The organism is Flavobacterium mesophilum (genome assembly GCF_039581405.1).
Lineage (GTDB): Bacteria > Bacteroidota > Bacteroidia > Flavobacteriales > Flavobacteriaceae > Flavobacterium.
Map to the genome: position 1 here is coordinate 363790 of NZ_JBCPXZ010000001.1, position 21285 is coordinate 385074.

The 21285-nt window shown below is 34.7% G+C and carries 17 protein-coding genes; 4 read left to right on the top strand and 13 right to left on the bottom strand.

Annotated elements, in window-relative coordinates; genetic code table 11:
* Window positions 1-77 precede the first annotated feature (77 nt).
* From AAYQ19_RS01440 to galA, 5 genes are all read right to left on the bottom strand, one after another.
* Window positions 78-1061 (bottom strand): aldo/keto reductase, encoded by a 984-nt coding sequence (locus AAYQ19_RS01440; protein WP_343533095.1) that lies wholly within the window; start codon window positions 1059-1061, stop codon window positions 78-80.
* Between the two features lie 155 nt (window positions 1062-1216).
* Entirely contained in the window at window positions 1217-2269 is a 1053-nt protein-coding gene (locus AAYQ19_RS01445) for an NAD(P)-dependent alcohol dehydrogenase (protein ID WP_343533098.1), read from the bottom strand.
* A 240-nt stretch (window positions 2270-2509) separates the two neighbouring features.
* The gene (locus tag AAYQ19_RS01450; protein ID WP_343533100.1) at window positions 2510-2917 is read right to left on the bottom strand and encodes a cupin domain-containing protein; all 408 of its coding nucleotides are present in this window, start codon (window positions 2915-2917) and stop codon (window positions 2510-2512) included.
* 305 nt (window positions 2918-3222) lie between these two features.
* The gene (locus AAYQ19_RS01455; RefSeq protein WP_343533102.1) at window positions 3223-4095 is read right to left on the bottom strand and encodes a helix-turn-helix domain-containing protein; all 873 of its coding nucleotides are present in this window, start codon (window positions 4093-4095) and stop codon (window positions 3223-3225) included.
* A gap of 166 nt (window positions 4096-4261) precedes the next feature.
* Window positions 4262-7084 (bottom strand): beta-galactosidase GalA, encoded by a 2823-nt coding sequence (gene galA, locus AAYQ19_RS01460; RefSeq protein ID WP_343533104.1) that lies wholly within the window; start codon window positions 7082-7084, stop codon window positions 4262-4264.
* A 217-nt stretch (window positions 7085-7301) separates the two neighbouring features.
* On the opposite strand from galA, the gene AAYQ19_RS01465 reads away from it, so the two are divergent.
* The gene (locus AAYQ19_RS01465) at window positions 7302-7685 is read left to right on the top strand and encodes a hypothetical protein (RefSeq protein ID WP_343533106.1); all 384 of its coding nucleotides are present in this window, start codon (window positions 7302-7304) and stop codon (window positions 7683-7685) included.
* Window positions 7686-7783: 98 nt separating this feature from the next.
* Here the strand turns inward: AAYQ19_RS01465 and AAYQ19_RS01470 are convergent, their stop codons facing one another.
* Together AAYQ19_RS01470 and AAYQ19_RS01475 are read right to left on the bottom strand one after the other, a co-directional pair.
* Window positions 7784-8275, bottom strand: a complete 492-nt coding sequence (locus AAYQ19_RS01470) for a TlpA family protein disulfide reductase (protein WP_343533107.1) — start codon at window positions 8273-8275, stop codon at window positions 7784-7786.
* Between the two features lie 43 nt (window positions 8276-8318).
* A complete protein-coding gene (locus AAYQ19_RS01475; RefSeq protein WP_343533109.1) occupies window positions 8319-8879 on the bottom strand; it encodes a hypothetical protein in 561 nt (186 codons plus the stop codon).
* A gap of 135 nt (window positions 8880-9014) precedes the next feature.
* On the opposite strand from AAYQ19_RS01475, the gene AAYQ19_RS01480 reads away from it, so the two are divergent.
* Both AAYQ19_RS01480 and AAYQ19_RS01485 read left to right on the top strand, forming a co-directional pair.
* Window positions 9015-9317: an ArsR/SmtB family transcription factor gene (locus AAYQ19_RS01480; RefSeq protein ID WP_073414322.1), complete on the top strand. Its 303-nt coding sequence runs from the start codon at window positions 9015-9017 to the stop codon at window positions 9315-9317.
* A gap of 7 nt (window positions 9318-9324) precedes the next feature.
* Window positions 9325-10431, top strand: a complete 1107-nt coding sequence (locus AAYQ19_RS01485; RefSeq protein WP_343533112.1) for an NADH:flavin oxidoreductase — start codon at window positions 9325-9327, stop codon at window positions 10429-10431.
* Between the two features lie 202 nt (window positions 10432-10633).
* Here the strand turns inward: AAYQ19_RS01485 and AAYQ19_RS01490 are convergent, their stop codons facing one another.
* The 5 genes from AAYQ19_RS01490 to AAYQ19_RS01510 form a co-directional block, all read right to left on the bottom strand.
* On the bottom strand, window positions 10634-11758 hold the full coding sequence (locus AAYQ19_RS01490) for an acyltransferase family protein (RefSeq protein ID WP_343533114.1): 1125 nt from the start codon (window positions 11756-11758) through the stop codon (window positions 10634-10636).
* Between the two features lie 71 nt (window positions 11759-11829).
* The gene (locus AAYQ19_RS01495) at window positions 11830-12477 is read right to left on the bottom strand and encodes a DUF1349 domain-containing protein (protein ID WP_343533116.1); all 648 of its coding nucleotides are present in this window, start codon (window positions 12475-12477) and stop codon (window positions 11830-11832) included.
* Window positions 12478-12608: 131 nt separating this feature from the next.
* On the bottom strand, window positions 12609-14825 hold the full coding sequence (locus AAYQ19_RS01500) for a glycoside hydrolase family 3 C-terminal domain-containing protein (protein ID WP_343533118.1): 2217 nt from the start codon (window positions 14823-14825) through the stop codon (window positions 12609-12611).
* A 208-nt stretch (window positions 14826-15033) separates the two neighbouring features.
* Window positions 15034-16677 carry a SusR family glycan utilization regulator gene (gene susR, locus AAYQ19_RS01505; protein ID WP_343533120.1) on the bottom strand — a complete coding sequence of 548 codons (1644 nt, stop codon included), beginning with the start codon at window positions 16675-16677 and terminating at the stop codon, window positions 15034-15036.
* Between the two features lie 169 nt (window positions 16678-16846).
* A complete protein-coding gene (locus AAYQ19_RS01510; protein WP_343533122.1) occupies window positions 16847-19108 on the bottom strand; it encodes an acyl-CoA dehydrogenase family protein in 2262 nt (753 codons plus the stop codon).
* 188 nt (window positions 19109-19296) lie between these two features.
* On the opposite strand from AAYQ19_RS01510, the gene AAYQ19_RS01515 reads away from it, so the two are divergent.
* Window positions 19297-20100, top strand: coding sequence for a DUF4241 domain-containing protein (locus AAYQ19_RS01515; protein ID WP_343533124.1), 804 nt, complete (start codon window positions 19297-19299; stop codon window positions 20098-20100).
* Between the two features lie 174 nt (window positions 20101-20274).
* On the opposite strand, the gene AAYQ19_RS01520 is transcribed toward AAYQ19_RS01515, so the two are convergent.
* Window positions 20275-21192: an EamA family transporter gene (locus AAYQ19_RS01520; protein ID WP_343534382.1), complete on the bottom strand. Its 918-nt coding sequence runs from the start codon at window positions 21190-21192 to the stop codon at window positions 20275-20277.
* Window positions 21193-21285 lie beyond the last annotated feature (93 nt).

The window sequence follows — 21285 nt, forward strand, 5'->3', positions numbered from 1 at the left end:
TAAGATGCTAAGGGGCTAAGGTTCTAAGTTTTTTTTGCACTTAGTTCCTTAGTAACTTAGTTCCTTAGAACCTTATTTTATTTTCCAGTTATTTTCTGAAGTTGTTCTGGATATCTTGAGCCTTCGATTGTTATTTTTGAGGCTGCTTCGTTGATTGCTTCAACATCTTTAGTAGAAAGTTCTAGGCTTATTGCTCCTAAATTTTCTTCTAAACGATGCAATTTTGTAGTTCCTGGAATTGGCACGATCCAAGGTTTTTGAGCTAAATTCCACGCAAGTGCAATTTGAGCATTTGTTACACCTCTTTCTTCGGCCATTTTGGTTAATACTTCAACAAATTGTTGATTTGTTTTTCTCGCTTCTGGAGCAAAACGTGGTAAAGAATTTCTAAAATCTGTGCTGTCGAATTGTGTGTTTTCATCAATTTTTGCGGTCAGAAAACCTCTTCCTAACGGACTGAAAGGCACAAAACCAATTCCGAGTTCTTCTAATGTTGGAAAAACATCTTCTTCAGGCGTTCTCCACCAAAGTGAATATTCACTCTGAAGTGCCGTCACAGGCTGAATTGCGTGCGCATGACGAATCGTCTCTGCTCCTGCTTCTGAAAGTCCAAAATGTTTTACTTTTCCTTCTTGAATTAAATCTTTTATCGTTCCAGCAACGTCTTCGATTGGCACATTTGGATCAACACGATGCTGATAATACAAATCAATCACATCTGTTTTTAATCTTTTTAATGAACCTTCTATGCTTTGTCTAATCCATTCTGGACGGCTGTCTAAACCTTTTTTAGAATCACCTTCCAAAAAACCGAATTTAGTAGCAATTACTACTTTATCGCGGAAAGGCGCTAAAGCTTCTCCCAACAACTCTTCGTTTAAATGTGGGCCATAACATTCTGCAGTATCAAAAAAAGTAATTCCTTTTTCATAAGCCGAACGAAGCAGACTTATCATTTCATTTTTATCATGAGCTGGACCGTATCCAAAACTCATTCCCATACAGCCAAGTCCCAATGCTGAGACTTCAAGACCGCTATTTCCTAGTTTGCGTGTTTTCATTCCTTTTAAGGTTCTAAGATGCTAAGATTCTGAGAAACTAAGTTTTTATCTCAGCATCGCTAATCTTAACATCTTAATTTTTAATATTTTATTGACAAAGATTTTAAGCTTAAAATGGAAAACTTAGAACCTTAGCAACTTAGTGCCTTAGTATCTTATTTTAAAGACGCCATATCAATCACAAAACGATATTTGATGTCTCCTTTAAGCAATCTTTCGTAAGCGTCATTTACTTGATCTACGCCAATTAATTCGATGTCTGCCGTAATATTGTGTTCTGCACAAAAATCAAGCATTTCTTGAGTTTCAGCAATTCCACCGATAGCTGAACCAGCAAAACTTCTTCTTCCTAATAAAAGGCTGAAAGATGTTACCGGAAGCGGTTCCATTGGCGCACCTACAAGCGTTAGAGTTCCGTCAACTTTTAGCAAATTCAAGTAAGAATCGATATTATGTTCCGCCGAAACGCAGTCTAAAATAAAGTTCAAGCTTTTTGCATGTTTTGCCATTTGTTCTGGATCTGTAGATAAAACTACCTCATCAGCCCCAAGCTCTTTTGCAGCTTCAAATTTTGACAAAGAAGTTGTAAATACGACCACATGAGCACCCATAGCTTTAGCCAATTTGATTCCCATATGTCCTAAACCTCCAATCCCGACGATCCCAACTTTTTGGCCTGGACCAACTTTCCAATGTTTTAGTGGAGAATATGTTGTGATTCCAGCGCAAAGCAATGGCGCAACTCCAGCTAAATCTAATTTATCAGAAATATGCAATACATAATTTTCATCCACTACAATGCTTTGAGAATAACCTCCAAAAGTATGTCCGCCCAAATGTTTGTCTGGAGAATTGAATGTCAAAATACTTCCTTCATCACAATATTGCTCCAAATCGTTTTTGCAATGATCGCATTCTCTGCAAGAATCAACCATACAACCTACCCCTGCTAATTGTCCAACTTTGAAGTTTTTAACGTGATCTCCAACTTTAGTAACGCGCCCTACTATTTCGTGGCCTGGAACAATTGGATACATAGTTCCGTGCCATTCATTTCTAGCAGAATGCAAATCAGAGTGGCAAATACCGCAGTATAAAATTTCAATTTCTACGTCATGTGCTTGTACCGCTCTTCTTTTAATATCTAATGTTTTTAATGGTGCTTCGGCAGCTTCAGTACCAAAGGCTTTGATGTCTTTTGTTTCCATAATTTGTTTTTTGTTGTTGTTTTTTGAAGTTTCAAGTTTGAAGTCTGAAGTTTCAGGTCTCAGGTTTATTTGGAACGAAAAATGGCACGCAGATTTGGCAGATTTAGACAGATTTATTCCTGTAAAAAATTGACAACATGAAAGTTACAAAAATATTTCATTGTTGTGATGTTAAAAAATCTTTACCACACACGTAAAATCTCAGTCCCTCAGAACCTTAGAATCTTAGCACCTAAAAAATTAAGCTCTTTGAAAAGAAAAATACTCTTCGTCTGATACTTTTTCAAGCCAAGTTCCAAAACCTTTGTCAATTTCTGTAATGATAGCGATATACGAGAATTTATTAAACGGAGTTGCGCCATACCAATGTTCAATGCCAGGCAAAATGGTAACCACTTCATCTTTGTGGAGCATTCTAATTTCGCCTCCTCTTTCTTGGTAATATCCAATTCCATCTGTTGCAATCAGCAATTGCAGACTTGCATTACTATGCCAATTGCTTCTAGCGCTTGGTTCAAATGAAACTTCTTTAATCGTTGTATTTTCGGGATGAATTTCGCTGGTTTGCTTTTTATATGACACCTCACCTGTCATATAAGTATTTGGAATTCTTCCTTCTTCGGTCACTGTGGTGTATTGTGTCGACATAATTTAGTTGTTTTTAGGTTAATAATTTATTTTAAAAGTTATCGCAAACTATCTTTCGATAGCAAAATCAGAACGTCGATCTCTTCAAAAAGAGACTTTCATGTAATTAATTCTTTAAAACTTTATATTATTTTATATCAAGCATTTAAAACTAAACCGTAAAGCTGGGACCTTGCTTTTAAGAAGTATTTTTTAGTCTTTAAAAACCGATAAATGATTTGTTTGTTAATCTGGGACAAATGTAGAACAATACTTCAGTCCAGAAATAACAATATTCAAACAAAAAATTATGAAAATGAAACAATTTACATTCTTAACGATTTTGGAACCGTACCTGTAAGTCGTTTGAAATAATTATTAAAGTAACTCGGATATTCAAATCCTAATGAATAACCAATATCTGAAATACTCCAATCTGTATGCTGCAAAAGTGCTTTTGCTTCGTTGATTACTCTTTCTGTAATGTGTGATGTTGTTGGTTTTCCTGTAACTTCTTTCACCGAACGATTTAAATGATTCACATGCACTGCAAGGCTTTGCGCATAATCCTGAGGCGTTTTCAATAAAAGTGGCTGATCTTTAGTTTCAATTGGAAATTGTCTTTCTAATAATTCTAAAAACAAAGAAGTTATTCTAGAAGATGCATTTTTAGGCTTAAAGAAATTCTCCGAAGGTTGCATCTTCATTGATTCATGCAAAATCAAATTGATATAATTACGCATCAAATCGTCTTTAAACGCATAATCTGTATCTTGTTCTTCAATCATTTTCTGAAATAATGAATCTATAAACACCTTTTGTTCAGCAGATAAAGAAAAGATCGGAGTTCCGCCAATTTTAAACAAAGGCGATTCATGAAGCGTTTCAGAACGTTCTTTGGATTTTAGAAATTCTTCGGTAAAAACGCAAGCATAGCCATGATGATCTGGAGAAATGAATTCCCAAGAATAAGGAATAATCGGATTTCCGAAAAACAAGAAAGTGCCATCAGTTTCTATACCGCGGTCGGCATACTGAATAAGGCTCTTGCTGGTATTGATGCAGATTTTATAAAAATCCCTTCTGTTGTAGGTCGGAATTTTGCTTACATCACCATTTACTTCATATACTTTGAAGCCTTTTAGTTTTAAATCGGTAGTATTAAAATCGCAATTGTTCATTTCTGTCTGATTATTCATTTTGCAAAGTTATGAAAATCAAACATTATTATATTGTTATTTTTATTTTAACCGCAAAGCACGCAAAGATTTTTTCTCTGGGATTTTTGACAAACGCAAAGTTCGCAAAGCTTTGCCTATAAAACTTTGCGAACCTTGCGTAATTCCTTGTGTGCTTTGCGGTTAATTATTTCACAACTAAAACTGAAGTTCGTAATCCTTTTGCAGAAGCAGTTAATGCAACTTCATTGCTGTTCTCGTCTTTTTGAACAATGATTTGCGCATAGCCATTAAACAACTTTCGATTCCATGGTTCTGCTGGTTTCAAAACTTGGATAACGCCTGGATCTGTGTTCATTACGTCCCAATCTTTGATTTTTTGCAATGGTGTTGCGATAATATGAATTGTATTTTTAGATTCTTTTAAAATGGAAGAATTAATGACATATTTTTGAGGATCTTCAGCGCTTGGTGCGATTTTATTTCCGTTTACAAAAACAACACTTTCAACTCCGATTTTCTTGTAAAAGAAACTCACCACATTTGAAGCTGAATCGTTTTCCAAATTAAATTCGCCTTTATAAATATATGACGGTGCTTGGTTTTTATAATCTCGGTCTTTAAAGGCTGTTTTCCAATCGTTTTCTGGATAATTTTGCAATTGATCAGGCAAAGTGGCTGAAATTCCTTTTTGCTCCTTTAAATCGTTTATTTTAACTAATGAAATCTCATCCAAGAATTGATCATTTTCTAACGAAGTTGGATCACCATTTCCAACTCCTAATATTTTGCCGCCTTTTATCGAAAACTGAATTTCATCATTTGCTGTTGGAACATGCAAGCCATTTTTATCTGTAAGCTCAACTGTAACAACTGAAACATTGCCTTTTGACGGATTTTCTTTATCTGAAGAAAGCTTAATGTTTTCGGCCTTTCCTGTAGTTTTCTGAATTTCGGTCAAAACTTTCTTTCCATTTTTATAACCAACAGCTTCCAAAGTTCCGGGCTGATAGTTGACTTTCCACTCTAAATGGCTGTTCAATTCCATTTTCTTTTTGCCTAAACTTTTTTTGTTTAAGAAAAGCTCCACTTCATCACAATTAGACTGAACCCAAACATCAATTTCCTTCCCTTCCATTCCGGCCCAATTCCAATGTGGCATAAGATGCAAAACAGGTTTATCCCCCCACCAAGATTTCAAATAAAAAACATTGTCTTTCGGGAAACCGCAAACATCCATCATCCCAAAATATGAAGTTACTGATGGCCATCCATAAGGTGTTGGTTCGCCACGATAATCAAAACCAGTCCAGATAAACATTCCCGCCAAATACGGTCTTTCTGCGTAGAATTTCCAACCTTCTTCAATACTGTAAAAAGTTGATCTAGGCTTTTGGTCGTAAGCGCTTTTATAGTGTTTTGCATCATCTGTAAAATACACCCCTCGCGTGGTGAAAGTTGAACCTTCCTCCGTTCCCATTCCGGGTTGTTGCTTGAATTCATTTCGGTGCGCATCAATATCTCCATTGCCAAGATAATTGTAGCCCATAATTTCTACTACAGATGAAATACCACTTCTAAATCCGCTGCTGATTCCAACTGTCACTGGTCTTGTATCATCAATGCTTTTTGCAAAATCCTGCATCACATTTGTAATGCGTTCACCCACAATATTGCCTTCAATATTCCATTCTTCATTTCCAACTGACCAGCAAATAATACTTGGATGATTTCGGTCACGCTTCATCATTCGTTCCAAATCATTCAAATGATAATCGTTGATTCCCATCAATCGGGTTTCGTCAATTACAAGCATCCCCAATTCATCACAAGCTTTCAATAATTCGGGTGTTGGCGGGTGATGTGAACAACGATACGCATTCGAACCCATTTCTTTCAACTTGTTGATTCTGTAATACTGAATTTCGTCTGGCAAAGCAGTTCCAATTCCGGCGTGATCTTGATGATTGTTGGTTCCTTTTAATTTCAATGATTTTCCATTCAGAAAAAAACCTTTTTCAGCATCAAACTTTATCGTTCTAATTCCGAATGGCGTTTCATAACGGTCAATTATTTTTCCGTTTTGCTTTAATTCAGTAACTAAACGATATAAATTTGGCGAGTCAACATCCCACAAAATCGGATTTTCGACACTTAGTTTCGAAACAAGATTTGTTGTTTTGTAAAATTCAGGAGCTACAACATTTTCAGAAACGGATGTAATTTGCTTATTCGAAGCATCAAAAATCGTCTCAACCAGTTCAATTGAACCTTTATAATTTCCTTTATTTTGAACTGAAACTTCAGCTGTAATTAGCGCTTTATTATTTTGAATTTCAGACTTTACATAGGTCCCATTCAAAGCAACATAAATTGGATTTGTTTTTTGAAGATATACGTGTCTATAAATCCCGGCGCCTTCATAAAACCAGCCTTCTTCCATGGAAGCATCAGCACGTACGACGATTGTATTTTCTCCTCCATAATTGACATAAGCCGTCACATCATATTCAAATCCGTTGTACCCGCTTTCCTCTGTTCCGAGGTAATAGCCGTTGAAAAATACTTTTGAATTTCTAAAAATGCCGTCAAATTTCAAAGAAATAATTTTTCCTTTGTCAGAGTCCGGAATATTGATTTTTTTTCGATACCAACCAATGCTTTTTTCTGGAAAACCTTTTCCAGCTGTTTTAAATCCGTGGCTAAAACTGCCACTTTCGCTAAAAGGTTGTTCGACCGCCCAATCGTGAGGCAAATCGAGTTTTCGCCAAGCGCGATCATCAAAATCTTTCGCCGCTGGACCGTCTCCAAAACCTGTTTTTGTCAAATAGGAGAAATATCCTGTAGCATGACCAAAGTCTTTTTCAGTATCGTACAAATGTCCTAAAGAAAAACGCCAATCCTTATCGATTAAAATCAACTCTCGGTCTGATTTACTTTGGGCGAAAGCCAAAATCGGAATCAAGAAGCCTATAAACAAAGGAAGTTTTTTGAAAAAAGATATTTTCATGAAAAAGTGGTTTGGTTAGATAAAAGCGTGAAGTGATAAAATTAGGTTTTAAAACCGATTTAAATTAATAGTATTTTATCAAAAGCATAAAGTATAAACGTTGTAGGATTGATTGAAAAAGGCTAACAAAAATTTAGAATCATTCTATTGGCTATACTTTCAAAAATGATTTTCTTTTGATGTAATTTTATATTAAAATAAAAAAAACAAGGATTATATGAGTGTTATTAAAGATGAAAAAAAGCTTCTGAGCACCATTAAACGTATCGATGAAAAGATCGATAAAATTAATGATCAAAAGATAGTTGCCTTTTTTGATTCTCTTGGATTAACTGAAAGAGAGGACGTTCCTAAAGATTTTCTGGACTGGGATACGATTCTTATTGTCGTACCCGATCGCCACATTTCGCATGAATTAAAATATTATAAATTCTCTATATCAAGACTTTTCTTTGTAACAAATCCGTATGCCGATAAAATTCATATTTATGATTTTGACGAATGGAAAAATGTTACACGAAACAAATCGCAGTTCCAGATTAGGGAAATGATGAAAACAAGCTTTGGAGGCGTCAAAAAGGCAAACACAGAAAACGAGTAACGAACAAAAAAGCCCAATTCTTATCGAATGGGCTTTTTTTGTTTCGCGTTTCAGGTTTCAAGTTTTGAACTGAGATAACTTGAAACTTGAAACAAAAATTATTTAGTCAACAAACCGTTAACCATATCTTCCAATGCTTTTCCGTGAATGTTTTTGGCCAAAATGATTCCGTTTTTATCAATCAAAAAGTTCAATGGAACAGATTGCAGCATATAAGCACTAACCACTGGTGATTGCCAATATTTCAAGTCGCTTACATTTGTCCAAGGCAATTTTCCTTTTGCAATTGCGGCAGTCCATAAAGGCTTTTTTGTATCCATAGAAACACCATAAATTGATAATTTATCCGGATACGAGTTATGCAATTTTAGCAAAGTTGGCTGTTCTTTGATGCATGGTCCACACCAAGAAGCCCAAAAGTCAACCAAAACCAGCGAACCTCTGAAAGATGAAAGCGCAACAAGATTTCCTTTTGTATCTGGAAGTTCAATTTCTGGAGCGATATCTCCAACATCAACGCCTACAACTTGGGCTTTTGAACTGGTAACGACACAACATAAGAATGCTACAATAAGTAAAGTTTTTTTCATAATCGATTAAGTTTATTTATATAATTAGGGACTATCTGTATATTTAAAATTTTAATTTATAAGTATTGAACAATCGGCACAGCCAACTTTCTTTGTATTCATTTAGATCTTCTTTTAATAAATCAACTCCAAACCTTTCCTTTATAAATTGAAAATTTGCCATAATATTAGAAAGAAAAAAACCATTGCTTTCTACTGGAAATTTGTAATTAAAATTATCCTTAAAATTAAATTTCCCATAAAAATTATAATAATGCTTTCTAATTAATCTTTTCGTTTTTCTATCTGGAAACCATTCAATTTCAAGATCTTTCTCTTCATAAAAATGTCGCATATAAATAAAGATGTAGTAAGAAATAATAGAGAAATCATATGGAGTTAACTCTTTTTTTAAAACTTTTTTAATATCGATTTCAAAGCGTTTCAACATTTTAACCTCTCCATATTTTTTTCTATAATCCAAAATATCTAGAAATGTTCTGGAACAATCATGCAACTCTTTAGAAAACACATCTTCTTCATAAAAAAACTCTCTTCTTCCTAATAGAAAATCAACTGTTCTTCCTAGTTTTATAGCTTGCTCATATGGATTTTCCTTTTTCATTCAACGCTAAAATTTTGCAAACAAATATAATTTTTCTTTATTAAAATTCTCATTATTTCCTCTCCTCTATCACAAAATTATCCTAAATATTTTTCTCTTAATTGATATATCGGGAAAAGTCGATATATTTGTGTCATGGAAAATATAGAACTTTTTAAAGCCCTTTCAAACAAATCCAGATTGCAAATGCTGGAGTGGCTAAAAGAACCCGAAATTAACTTTCCCGGTCAACTTGAGCATGGCGGATTTGAACACGGCGTATGCGTGGGACAAATTCAGGCCAAAGCAGGTTTGACACAATCTACAGTATCTGAATACCTGTCTATTTTACAACGCGCTGGTTTTATCGAAGCCAAACGTGTTGGACAATGGACTTATTATAAACGCAACGAAGGTGCCTTTGAAGCACTTAGTAAATTAATTCAATCTAATTTGTAAAATTACTATGAGTACAAACAACCTGTTTTCGGAATTTAACTTAAAATCGTTGAATCTGAAAAACCGAATCGTAATGGCGCCAATGACGCGCTCTTTTTCTCCAAATGGAGTTCCAACTGATGATGTAGCAGCTTACTACCAAAAAAGAGCTGAAGGTGAAGTTGGTTTAATTTTATCTGAAGGAACTGTTATTGACAGAAAATCATCTTCTAATGATGCTAATGTTCCTCATTTTTACGGCGATTTAGCTTTAAACGGATGGAAAAAAGTTATTGATGAAGTTCATACCGCTGGCGGAAAAATGGGCCCGCAAATCTGGCATATGGGAATTATGGACAACCACCATTCTGGATGGGTTCCTCCTGTTCCATTTGAAGGTCCGTCTGGATTGAACCGTCCTGATTTTAGAAATGGTGTTGCCATGTCTGAAAAAGATATTGAAAACACAATTTTGGCTTTTGGAAAAGCAGCAGCTGATGCTAAAAGATTAGGCTTTGACACTGTTGAAATTCACGGTGCACACGGCTATTTGATCGACCAATTCTTTAGAGCTGAAACCAACTTACGTGAAGATATTTATGGCGGAAAAACGTTGCCAGAACGCAATCGTTTTGCAATTGAAGTCGTAAAAGAAGTGAGAAAACAAGTTGGAAATGATTTTGCTGTCATCATGCGTTTTTCTCAATTCAAACCTTCTGATTACAATTATAAATTGGCTAAAAATCCACAAGAACTAGAAGCTTGGCTTACACCTCTTGTTGATGCTGGAGTTGATATTATTCACGCTTCACAACGTCGTTTTTGGGAACCTGAATTTGAAGATTCTGATTTGAATTTTGCTGGATGGGCTAAAAAAGTAACCGGAGCTCCAACAATTACAGTAGGTTCTGTTGGACTTTCAAGCGATTTCTTTGGCGCTTTTGCTGGAGAAAGCTCTGAGCCAACTTCTTTAGAAGAACTAAACAGACGTTTCGACAGGGGCGATTTTGATTTAGTTGCCGTAGGAAGACCACTTTTATCTGATCCAAATTGGGTTGCGAAAATCAAAGCTGGAAAAACTTCTGAGTTGAAAGGGTTTAGTAAAGAAGCTTTAGGTCAGTTGGTTATCGAATAAGTACAAAGGCTCAAAGTAACAAAGTGACAAAGTTTTTTCAATCTTTGCTAAAATATAAAAGGGATAAACAATTACGTTTATCCCTTTTTTTGAATATCTATAACTAACAAATTAGAAATTCAATATTTTCTTTCCAGTTACATAGTAACAGAGTTCCAAAGGTGCAAAGTTTCCTCAAGGCCTTTGTTACTTTGTCACTTTGCTACTTTGTCACTTTGCTACTTTGAAATTTCTTCTGAAGCCAATTTCTAACAGGTTCATCGTATAATTTCAAGCACACATAAGCCAAAACGATACTAGCAATCAAAAGAGCAATTCCAGGAATCAAACCGTCTTGTAGCGAAACTTTGTTATTCACGACCCATGCAGTGTACCAGTAAATTAACGGATAATGCGTGATGTAAATTGGGTATGAAATATCGCCTAACCACTTGCATATTTTGAGCGATAAAGGATTTTTGATTTCCCCTCCTGCTCCAATTGCAACAATTAAAGGAAAGATTAAAATAATACAAAATGATTCGTATAAACCGTTCATCCAAAGACTGTTTTCATCTCCAAATCTCGGCAAAGCCAAAACAATTGTGATTAAAATACTGCAAACCCAGAAAGCGCCTTTTACGTGGATTAATTTCCCTAGACGACAAAGCAAAATTCCGGCAAAAAATGGAAATAATAAACGCGTAAAACCGATGTTCATTTGCTCTAGGTTTAAAGACCATCCTCCTATCACGTCTCCTTTTGGCCCAAAAACAAGGTAATTAATTAGCAGTCCGGCAAATATCAGCACAAAAACTGACAGTACTTTTTTTGAAAATTTGCGAAAGATTAGGGCGTACAAGATATTTGCAATATATTCGAAAAAAAGTGACCACGCCGGACCGTCTAAAGGATGCATTTCACCCCAGCCTCTGATTTCTAATGAAGGCGGAATTGGCAATAAAGTAAAACCAATTAACATAGTTACAATTACTTTCCATACCTCCATACCTGCAATTTGCGGAAATAGTATATCTGAAGCTTGGAAATAATAAAAGATGGCTCCAATAATCATTCCCATGATGACCATTGGCTGTAAGCGTATTAATCGGCGTTTGTAGAATTCCCATTGTGTCATTTTTCCCCAACGATCATCATACGCATAAGCGACAACAAATCCTGATAAAAGAAAGAAAAAATCAACTGCAAGATATCCGTGATTGATAATTTGTTTAAATCGGTTTCCGCCTGCGAAGGTTTCAAAAATATGAAAAGCCACAACTAAAATAGCCGCAACTCCACGCAAACCGTCGAGAATTTCATAATGTTTTTTTGGTTGAATGTTCATTTTTGTTTTTGGTTAAGATAAGTAATAAGTTGTGTTGTAATTTGGGATTTTAAAATTGGAATTTCAAAAATTTACTGATGATTTTTCAACCATTCTAATCTTCGCTGATCTGAAAGATGTTTTACGGTGAAGTTTTCAAATTTGGCCTCAAAACCATTTCCATCCGGCGATGCTGCCATTAAGCCTACCATAACTGGTGTATTGTCTTGCAAAGGTGCATTTCTGGTCATGATGTAGTTTTTATCATCATAAGAAAAGAAAACCTCAACTGCATCCAGTCTTCTTACTACTTTTATCCAAACAAATGGTGGCGCTTTGTCAAGCGTAGTAACACTCCAGTCACTCTTTTCATGTGTGACAACAGTGCTGATATTGAATTTTCCGTCAACAAATTCTACTCCGGTTTTGATGTAATTTTTCTCATCAATACGAATCATTAATCCCATTTGGTCAAAACGGGCAATATAATTTCCTGTGATTTTTACTTTGGCTTCAAACTCTCCGCCATAAGTTGCATAATAAAAAGGTGCGTCATCAACAGTAAATCCGTAATGCGAAATTCGCCAGTAATCGCTGTTTGGAGTAACATTCATAATCAATGCGTTGTTTTTAATTTCCCATTTTTCAGGTTCATTAAACCACTGCATTTTATTAAGGCTTTGCGCCGAAAGGTTTTGAAACAAAACAAAACCAAGTGTGCATAATAGTATTTTTTTCATTTTATAAATTCTTTATAGTTGAAGCAAAAATCTAAGATATTGTTTTTTCACCTCTATTTCAAGACAAAAGCAAAGCTGTAAACTTTTACATTTACAGCTTTACAAACCAACCAATTTAGAAATAATAAAACTTATTGAAGTGAGAATCCCACTTTAGATTTTATATCTGCAGATGATGCACCAATTAAAGCTTCAAAAGCTCCTGGTTCAGCAACCCAGTCGTGTTTTTTATCATCAAAGAAGCTTAAAGCTGCCTTATCAATTGTAATACTTACAGTTTTTTCTTCACCTGCTTTAAGCGAAACTTTCTCAAAACCTTTTAATTCTTTTACCGGACGAGGCAAAGAAGATTTTAAATCGCTGATGTAAAGTTGTACAATCTCAGAACCTTCGCGGCTTCCAGTGTTTTTTACTGTAACAGAGAACGTAATTTTATCCCCAGCTGACATTGTTTTTTTATCAGCAGTAACTTTTCCGTAAGCAAAAGTTGTATAGCTTAATCCGTGCCCGAAAGGAAATAAAGATTTGATTTTTTGCTTGTCTGCCCAACGGTATCCAACATAAATTCCTTCGTTATAAACTACCTCATCTCCACCTGGGAATTGTCCTAAAGCGTGCGCTCCGTTATCGTTTAATTTTACTGGGAAAGTGAACGTTAATTTTCCAGAAGGATTTACATCTCCAACCAAAACATTTGCCAAAGCATTTCCAGCTTCTGTTCCTAAAAACCATCCTTGAACAACTCCTGGAACTTCTTTAATCCATGGCATTGCCACAGCATTTCCAGAAATATTTACGAAAACAATGTTTTTATTTACTTTCGCCAATTCACTGATTAATTTATCCTGAGCGTATGGCAAGTTTAATTCAGTACGGTCATGGCCTTCATCATCTTGATTAGGGCTTTTGTTCAAACCTCCAATGAAAAGAACGATATCAGCATCTTTAGCTACTTTTAAAGCTTCCGCAGTCAGTTCCGCTTGAGAGCGTTTTTCTTCTAAACTTACTTTAGCTACAACTCCGTTATAATTACTTGTTGGATCACCAACATAACCACGAGCGTAAACTATTTCAGCTTGATTTCCGATTTTTTTCTTTAATCCTTCAAGAGGGGTAATTTCGTATCTTGCTTTAAGAGAAGAACTTCCTCCTCCTACAGTCATCATTTTGATTGCATTCTCCCCAATTACAGCGATTTTCTTTGTTTTAGAAAGATTGATTGGCAAAATGTTGTTGTTGTTCTGTAATAAAACAATTCCTTCTTCAGCAATTTTACGACCTGCGTCAGCATGTTCTTGTGTTCCGAAAGAACCAAAAGGACGATTTTTATCCATTGTAGTCAAGAAAGCCAAACGCAAGATGCGACGCACTTTTTCGTCTAATTCCTTTGTTCCAACTTCGCCTTTCTTGATCATTTCAGCATAAGGTTTTGCTAAATAATAGTTGTCATAAGCGTTGCTTGTTCCCCAAGAAAGTCCGTTTGTCCAAGAACCGAATTCCATATCCAAACCATTATGAATAGCTTGTTTGGTATCGTGAACTCCTCCCCAATCTGAGATTACAACACCTTTGAAACCCCATTCTTTACGAAGAATATCGTTTAACAAAAACTCGTTATGGCAACATTGTTGTCCTTTGTATTTGTTGTAAGATCCCATGATAGCCCATGCATCGCCCTCTTGCACAGCCGCTTTAAAAGCTGGAAGATAGATTTCGTATAAAGCACGGTCATCAACTACAACATTTACTGTATTACGATTTGTTTCTTGATTGTTTAAGGCGAAGTGCTTTACGCAAGCAGCAACTCCATTTGATTGAACTCCTCTGATGTAAGGAACCACCATTTTTGAAGTCAAAAACGGATCTTCTCCCATGTATTCAAAATTTCTACCATTCAATGGGCTTCTGTAAATGTTTACTCCAGGTCCTAATAATACGTTTTTATTACGGTAACGTGCTTCTTCTCCAATAGATTTACCATATAAAGAAGCCAATTCTTTGTTCCAAGTTGCAGAAAGCGCTGTTAACGCAGGAAAAGCAATACAAGAATCATTTGTCCATCCTGCTTGATCCCATTCGTCCCATTTTACTTCCGTACGAATTCCGTGTGGTCCATCGGTCATCCAGTTTTCTGGAATTCCAAGACGTTTTACACCTGGCGAACTAAATTTAGATTGCGCATGAATCATGGCAATTTTTTCGTCAGTTGTCATTCTTTTAAGCGCATCTTCTACACGCTCATCAATTGGCTTTTTATCATCAAGATAAACCGGAACTTTATTTTGCGCATTCAATCCGAATGAACTCAATAAAACTAAAACAACGATTGTTTTAACGTTTTTAAACATAACTATTATTATTTATTTAAGCATTCAATTTACATAAAAGGTCTAGTGGTCAGTTGTACCTTTTAATAATATTGTAAAACTAAAACGTTATCGTACAAGTTACATTTTTAAACGGAAAAAAGTAGTGAATTAAAAAATCAAATAACTGATTATCAATTTAATAAATAAAAAAAAGCACTAAAAAAAGTAGTGCTTTTAAAATTTTTCTTTATGATTTCAAAGTAATTAAACCTATTTTCATGACCATTTCTTCAAAATCATTTCGGGAAACTGCTGCTTTATTTCGAGCTCTGGTTCTGTAATTGTAAATTGTGCTTAAAGAATAACGAAGAAATGCCGCTATCTTAACACTGTCCGTAATTCCAAGTCGGATTAAAGCAAAAATTCTTAACTCAGTATTCAGTAATTCATTCTGTTTTAAAACGATTTGTTCTTCCGGAATTAGCAAGGCGTTAAAGTCCTTAACGAAGGTTGGATACAAATTCAAAAAGATAATATCAAAGTTTTTATACAGCTCTTCCAATTCATTATCAACCAAAGTCGTCGATTTCAGAATTTTGTAAATTTCATCAAACTGTTTTGCGGTCGCTTTTTTATTTAAAATAATGCGATAGTTTTCCAGTTTGTTGATGTAAGTTGAGCAAAGACTGAAAAAATGGGCAATATATTCTTCTTTAACGTGATTGGATTCAGACAATTGCGAGTTTCTTTCTTGAAGTTGTTCGTTGGTTTCTGTTATGTCTTTATTTAATTCGGCTAATTTCTGGCTGGTTTCATACAATTCTCCTCGAATTCTAGAAACCTTCTTCATTTGTTTGTAGACATAGATTATGGCTACGATCAAAAATAAAGACAACAAACTAATGCAGAGCAAATAAACCTGTAATTCGGTTTTTCGTTTGGCTTCCTTTTCTAAATAGACAGTATTTATGATCGAATATACTTCAGACATTAAAAGCGTTCGGAACTGTACATTACAATAAAGTGCATCTTCAATTGCCGATTGTGTGAGCTTGTACGCCATATCGACATCACCAATTTCATAAAAAACAGAGGCTAATTCTTGTAATGAAGCATTGTCTTTATTGGCGTTTTTCAAATCTGATGTGGCAGAAAGGGCGTAATATATTTTCCTTTGTTCCAGATTATTGGTCGCTTCATATATTTTTGCCAAAAGATACGTAATCATCGCATATTGCGGATTGTCTTCTTTCGTAGTTTTCAATAAAACTTTTAGCTGTTTTTCAGTGTTGACATATTTCTTTAAAAAGATGTCTTGGGTAATCCTATTGATTTGATAATCTAAAGTATTTGGTTTTAAAACCATTAAAAGCGAATCGCGATATTTCCCAATTTGCTGGCGATATTCATCATTATAACTGTTGGCTGCATAATGCTCAAAAAATTCGCGATACGAAATGTAATAATTTGGCAATAAATTCGGAGGCAAAGCTTTTTTATTTATGCTTTTTAATAACGCTTCCGATTCGCGATATTTTCCCGAAGAAGAATAAAGCGTAACCAATTCCAATTGCGCTAAATGCAAAAGGTCTTTATTCTGAAGTGTTTCCGCAATATGAACATTCTTTTTTACATATCGAATAGCCGAATCTGAATTGAATTTCTGATACTCGAGATATAATGTTTTATTGTAATTGTATTCTTGCTCAGGAGTTAAACCTTCCGATTTTATTTTCTTAAAGTTTAAAATGCGCTCTTCTTTGAGCTTAACGTAGTGCTGTTTGTTTTTGAGTGCATCGTTTAATTTGGACAATATAACATCCTCACTATCCAATGCGAAAGTTGGAATGCTGCATAAAAAAGCACAAAACAGTAAAAGGTGGTTCTTCACTGGTAAAAGATAGATAGTTTAATAGGGAAACAAATATATGAAAAAAGGTTCTGAGGTTCTGAGTTGCTAAGGGACTAAGTTTTTTCTTGCCACTAATTACGTGAATTGGCACTAATTTCTTTTTAAAGTACAATTCGTGGAAATTCGTATAATTTGTGGCTAAAAAACCTTAATATCTAGCAATTGGTGCCGATAAACAGCTTTCTGGAATATCGAAAGCATTTACGAGCGCAACTGCATCTGGGCGAATATCCCAACATAACTGATTGACCATTTTTCTTATGGCTTTTGTTTTTACGGCTTCCATATAACCGTCTTCTAGATACCAGCCTTTGTTTTTTTCGATCTGCGAAAGCGCAAATAATTGATATAATTTGGTCAAAATCTCTTTTGACTTTTCGTCTTTAATTGTTTTTAAAGCTTCTTGGAATTGTTCTAAAACGATGCGTTCCAAATAAGCCTGCGCCACATCGATCATTTGATGTTGAACCACATTAAATGCGTCATAAGCTTCTAAACCGCTATCGACCAGTTTTTTGATACGTCGCGCGGCCGAAGCTAAAATTGTTTTTTCTCTGTGAACAAAAGCTTGATGATGGAATTCTGCGTCCAATAAATGTTCGTCTTCAGTTCTTCGGGTTGCGATTGGGTTTTTCTCGGCAAGAGCCGTTTTGGCATTTTCATAAACATAATTGATGATTCCGAGCGAACCCATTTCTCCAAACGATTTTCTGAATTCAGACAAACGATTTTTAGCAACCAACTGCATCAAAACTGTATTATCACCTTCAAAAGTGGTGTAAATTTCTGTGTCGTTTTTCAAAGCATCGATTCGGTTTTCAGATAAATATCCTTTTCCGCCACAAGCTTCGCGGCATTCTTGCAAAATATCTCTTGTACTCCAAGTAGAATACGATTTTAATCCTGCAGCCAAAGCTTCGATTTCCTGCATTTCAGCTTCAGTTCTATTCAAAAATCGATTCGTTAAATATTGAAGTGCAAAATGAACTGCGTATGTTTTGGCTAAAGGTGGCAATAATCTACGTTGATGCATTCTGTAATTTAAAATTGGAACTTCTGACCCGCCTTCTGGTCCGAATTGCCTTCTCTGATCGCTGTAGCGAATGGCAATTGTTAATCCTGATTTGGTTGCTGCCAAAGCTGAACGCGGTATTCCGATTCTTCCTCCTACCAAAGTTCCCAACATGGTAAAAAATCTACGATTATCACTCGGAATCGGGCTTTCGAATTCTCCTTTTTCATTTACAGAAGCAAAACGATCCAGCATATTATCCTTTGGAATTACCACATTATCAAAACTAATAGTTCCGTTGTCAACGCCATTTAATCCCATTTTATGTCCACAATCACCAATTGTTACGCCTTTTAAGACATTTCCATTTGGATCGCGCAATGGCACCACAAAAGCATTTACGCCATAATCGTGATCGTCAATAAATAATTTTGCAAAAACAGTTGCCATTTGTCCGTGAACTGCAGCGTTTCCAATATACTCTTTTTGAGCATTTTTATTTGGTGTATGAATCGTAAAAGTCTGATCGTTATGATTATAAGTTGCTGTAGTTTCCAAACCTTTTACGTTTGAACCGTGATGGGTTTCGGTCATGGCAAAACAGCCAGGAAGTTTCAGAGAACCAATATCTTTTAAATATTTAGCATAATGTTTTTCGGTTCCAAGTGATTGCACACTCATTCCCCAAAGCCCGAATTGCACGCCAAATTTGATTACCAAACTCAAATCGTGATAACTCAGCGTTTCCATGATTGCAAAATAATCCTCTACGTTTCCTCCTCCTCCATATTCTTTTGGATAGGCCATATTTCCAAAGTTTTCTTCGGCTAAAATTTTACACCAATTGTAAACCGTTTGACGAAAAACATTTATATCTGTTGAAGTTTCATAAGCAAATTCAGGTCTCGAAATAACTGATTTTACTCTTTTTATGATTGGAGCTTCTTTTCCATCCAGTAATTCCGTTATTTTTTGAATATCGAAATTGCTTGTTGTTTGGGAATTTGCTGTAAACGAATCGGCTTTCGTTTTGAAATTCTGAAGCGCTTCTTCGCCCAAAATTCCAAGATCATTTTCCAGTTTTATAAAGTCTGATTCTATCGGAGTTAAATCCAAATCACTGCCAGAAAGTGCTTTTGCAATATCAAAAATGGACTTTATAGACGATTTATCCTGAATACTTTTTTCAATATCCAATTTCCATTGTGTGAGTTCATTTCGAGAAGGCGGATTTGAAACATCAACTTTTGAGAGCAAAAACGCTTTTTCTTCTTCTGATAAAACATTCAGGGAATTTATAAACTCTTTTAGTGTCGAAAATTCTTTCTGAGTCAAAAGATCATCAGACCACACTAAATAAAACAAAGGAAGAAAGGCTTGAAGTTTGGTATTTTTCATATTTGATGCAAAATTTATGTTTGTTAAATTAAAAAAAATAGTGATTAAAATAATTTATCAGACGTTAATAAAAATATAAAAAACAATATTTCAGGTTTGCCACCACTATTAAAAACTATTAAAAAATTCATTATTTAACAAGTTAAATACTATATTTGTTTATTCAAGAAATTCTTGATTTAATCTTTATGAACAAATTCAAAATAACACTAATTATGGCTTCTTTCTGGACACTTTTTTCATGTAATGATAAATTTAAACAAACAGAATTCAAGCCTCAATCCAAACAAGACATTAAAAACAAAACTGTTACACAAATTATTTGCGACGAAAAAAGCACTTTTAACTACAATGATTTTAATGATTTAAAAAACAATAAATATTATGATCGCTTTTTTGCTGGAAAACTTAGTATTACATCTGGTCAAATTGTATGCGTAGATCCTTTGTTTAAAGAATTGGCATACCCTCAAAATTGGATTATAGAAAAAGGAGAATATCCAGTTTATTTATACATTGGATTAGAGGACGATTATATAGGACGTATTGCCTATGCAGAATTGAATATTAAAGATGAAATTCCTGTTTACTGGGAAATCTCTTTAATTTCAGAAAAGTTCTTGTCTGATGATTTTGAAAAAAAAATGAATGGATGGTATCCCGTAGAAACAGGCCTTAGCAGCTTTTCTGATTTTGAAACATTCAAAAAATACCAAGAAGAAATGACTAATTTTTACAAAAATGATAAAAATGCCAATTTTTATAATGATGTACTCGCATTTCAATTCGCAAAAAACAAAAACATTCCGAAAAGTTCAAGAGGAGAAGATTGGATAAATTACACCCCTAAAAACTCCAAAAGCAATATGATTATGTTTGGCTCCGGTTATGGTGATGGCCTTTACACAAGATACGTTGGATATGATAAAAATGGAAACGTCGTGAAGTTCGTGACTGATTTTATAAAATTAGACGAAACTGAAATGCGTTAACAAAAGTCGTATTCAGTTTATTTTAATTTTTATTTATTCCCGGTACTATCACAATGGCCTTTTTTCATCATAAAAAACAAAAAAACAGGAATGATTATTTTTCATTCCTGTTTTAAAACCCTGTTAAGATTCTCGTAATTTTACTTTCTAAACCAATAAAAAATGCAAAACCAACTATTGAGAATCTTTAGACGACAGGATATATTTTTGTTTTAATGCAAAAATATGATGTGAATTAAAAACTAACACCGCCATAAAAATGATGCTATAAGCTACAATCTGCAAAGTGCTTATTTTCTCTTTGAAAACAAAAGCCGCTAACATAAAAGCAATCATTGGATTAATATTCAACAACATTCCAACAGTTGAAGACGGAAGCCCTGAAAGCGCATATAAATTCAGAAACAACGGAATTATGGTAAACGCTATGGCAATCGTTTCAATACAGAAATAAAATTTAAATTCTGTTGGAACTGGACCGCTGTAAGCTGGGTAAAAAGGCAATAAAACCAATGCCGCCAATGTAATATGAAATGTCAGTACAATGAATTTATCAAAACCTTTGTTAATTCTCTGACTTACCAAATAAGAAGCATACGTTAATCCGATGATGATGCTGAAAAACATATCCATAATATCGGCATATGATAGCAAAAGACAGCCTAAAATACTTAATCCAACAGCAAGCCATTGTGTTTTGTTAAGCTTTTCCTTAAGCAGAAAATAAGCCAATAAAGTGGTCAAAATCGGGCAAACCAAATAGGCTAAAGAAGTCGCCTTAACGCTCACGTGATTCATAACATAGATATATGTGAACCAATTGGCCATTAAAAAGAAGCTTCCGCTAATATTAAGCAAAACTGCTTTCTTCTTTTCTGAAGAAGAAAGCGCAGCGAAACTCCCCACGGTTTCTTTTATTTTGCTTCTTTTGAAAAGAAAAGCAATCAACAGCATCAAAATACTGCAGCTGAAAACTCTAAAAAATAAAATATCTAAGGACTGATAATCATGAATTGGCCTCAAGACCAAACTGAAAAATCCCCAGATAGTATAAGCGGTAATCGCAGCTGTATAATATTTTGTTGTTTTCACGATTTCTATTTCTTCTTTTTTTCTGAGACAAATTTCTAAAAAATAATACAGCAATACAGATACAGTTTTTGTAAATTGCAGCATAACAGTTTA

What these genes read in the sequence shown, in the direction of transcription:
- AAYQ19_RS01450 (WP_343533100.1), bottom strand. Translation starts at nt 2,917, where the DNA reads ATGTCGACACAATACACCACAGTGACCGAAGAAGGAAGAATTCCAAAT.
- AAYQ19_RS01440 (WP_343533095.1), bottom strand. Translation starts at nt 1,061, where the DNA reads ATGAAAACACGCAAACTAGGAAATAGCGGTCTTGAAGTCTCAGCATTG.
- AAYQ19_RS01475 (WP_343533109.1), bottom strand. Translation starts at nt 8,879, where the DNA reads ATGAAAAAGGAAAATCCATATGAGCAAGCTATAAAACTAGGAAGAACA.
- AAYQ19_RS01485 (WP_343533112.1), top strand. Translation starts at nt 9,325, where the DNA reads ATGAGTACAAACAACCTGTTTTCGGAATTTAACTTAAAATCGTTGAAT.
- AAYQ19_RS01490 (WP_343533114.1), bottom strand. Translation starts at nt 11,758, where the DNA reads ATGAACATTCAACCAAAAAAACATTATGAAATTCTCGACGGTTTGCGT.
- AAYQ19_RS01480 (WP_073414322.1), top strand. Translation starts at nt 9,015, where the DNA reads ATGGAAAATATAGAACTTTTTAAAGCCCTTTCAAACAAATCCAGATTG.
- AAYQ19_RS01465 (WP_343533106.1), top strand. Translation starts at nt 7,302, where the DNA reads ATGAGTGTTATTAAAGATGAAAAAAAGCTTCTGAGCACCATTAAACGT.
- galA (WP_343533104.1), bottom strand. Translation starts at nt 7,084, where the DNA reads ATGAAAATATCTTTTTTCAAAAAACTTCCTTTGTTTATAGGCTTCTTG.
- AAYQ19_RS01470 (WP_343533107.1), bottom strand. Translation starts at nt 8,275, where the DNA reads ATGAAAAAAACTTTACTTATTGTAGCATTCTTATGTTGTGTCGTTACC.
- AAYQ19_RS01500 (WP_343533118.1), bottom strand. Translation starts at nt 14,825, where the DNA reads ATGTTTAAAAACGTTAAAACAATCGTTGTTTTAGTTTTATTGAGTTCA.
- AAYQ19_RS01445 (WP_343533098.1), bottom strand. Translation starts at nt 2,269, where the DNA reads ATGGAAACAAAAGACATCAAAGCCTTTGGTACTGAAGCTGCCGAAGCA.
- AAYQ19_RS01510 (WP_343533122.1), bottom strand. Translation starts at nt 19,108, where the DNA reads ATGAAAAATACCAAACTTCAAGCCTTTCTTCCTTTGTTTTATTTAGTG.
- AAYQ19_RS01455 (WP_343533102.1), bottom strand. Translation starts at nt 4,095, where the DNA reads ATGAATAATCAGACAGAAATGAACAATTGCGATTTTAATACTACCGAT.
- AAYQ19_RS01515 (WP_343533124.1), top strand. Translation starts at nt 19,297, where the DNA reads ATGAACAAATTCAAAATAACACTAATTATGGCTTCTTTCTGGACACTT.
- AAYQ19_RS01495 (WP_343533116.1), bottom strand. Translation starts at nt 12,477, where the DNA reads ATGAAAAAAATACTATTATGCACACTTGGTTTTGTTTTGTTTCAAAAC.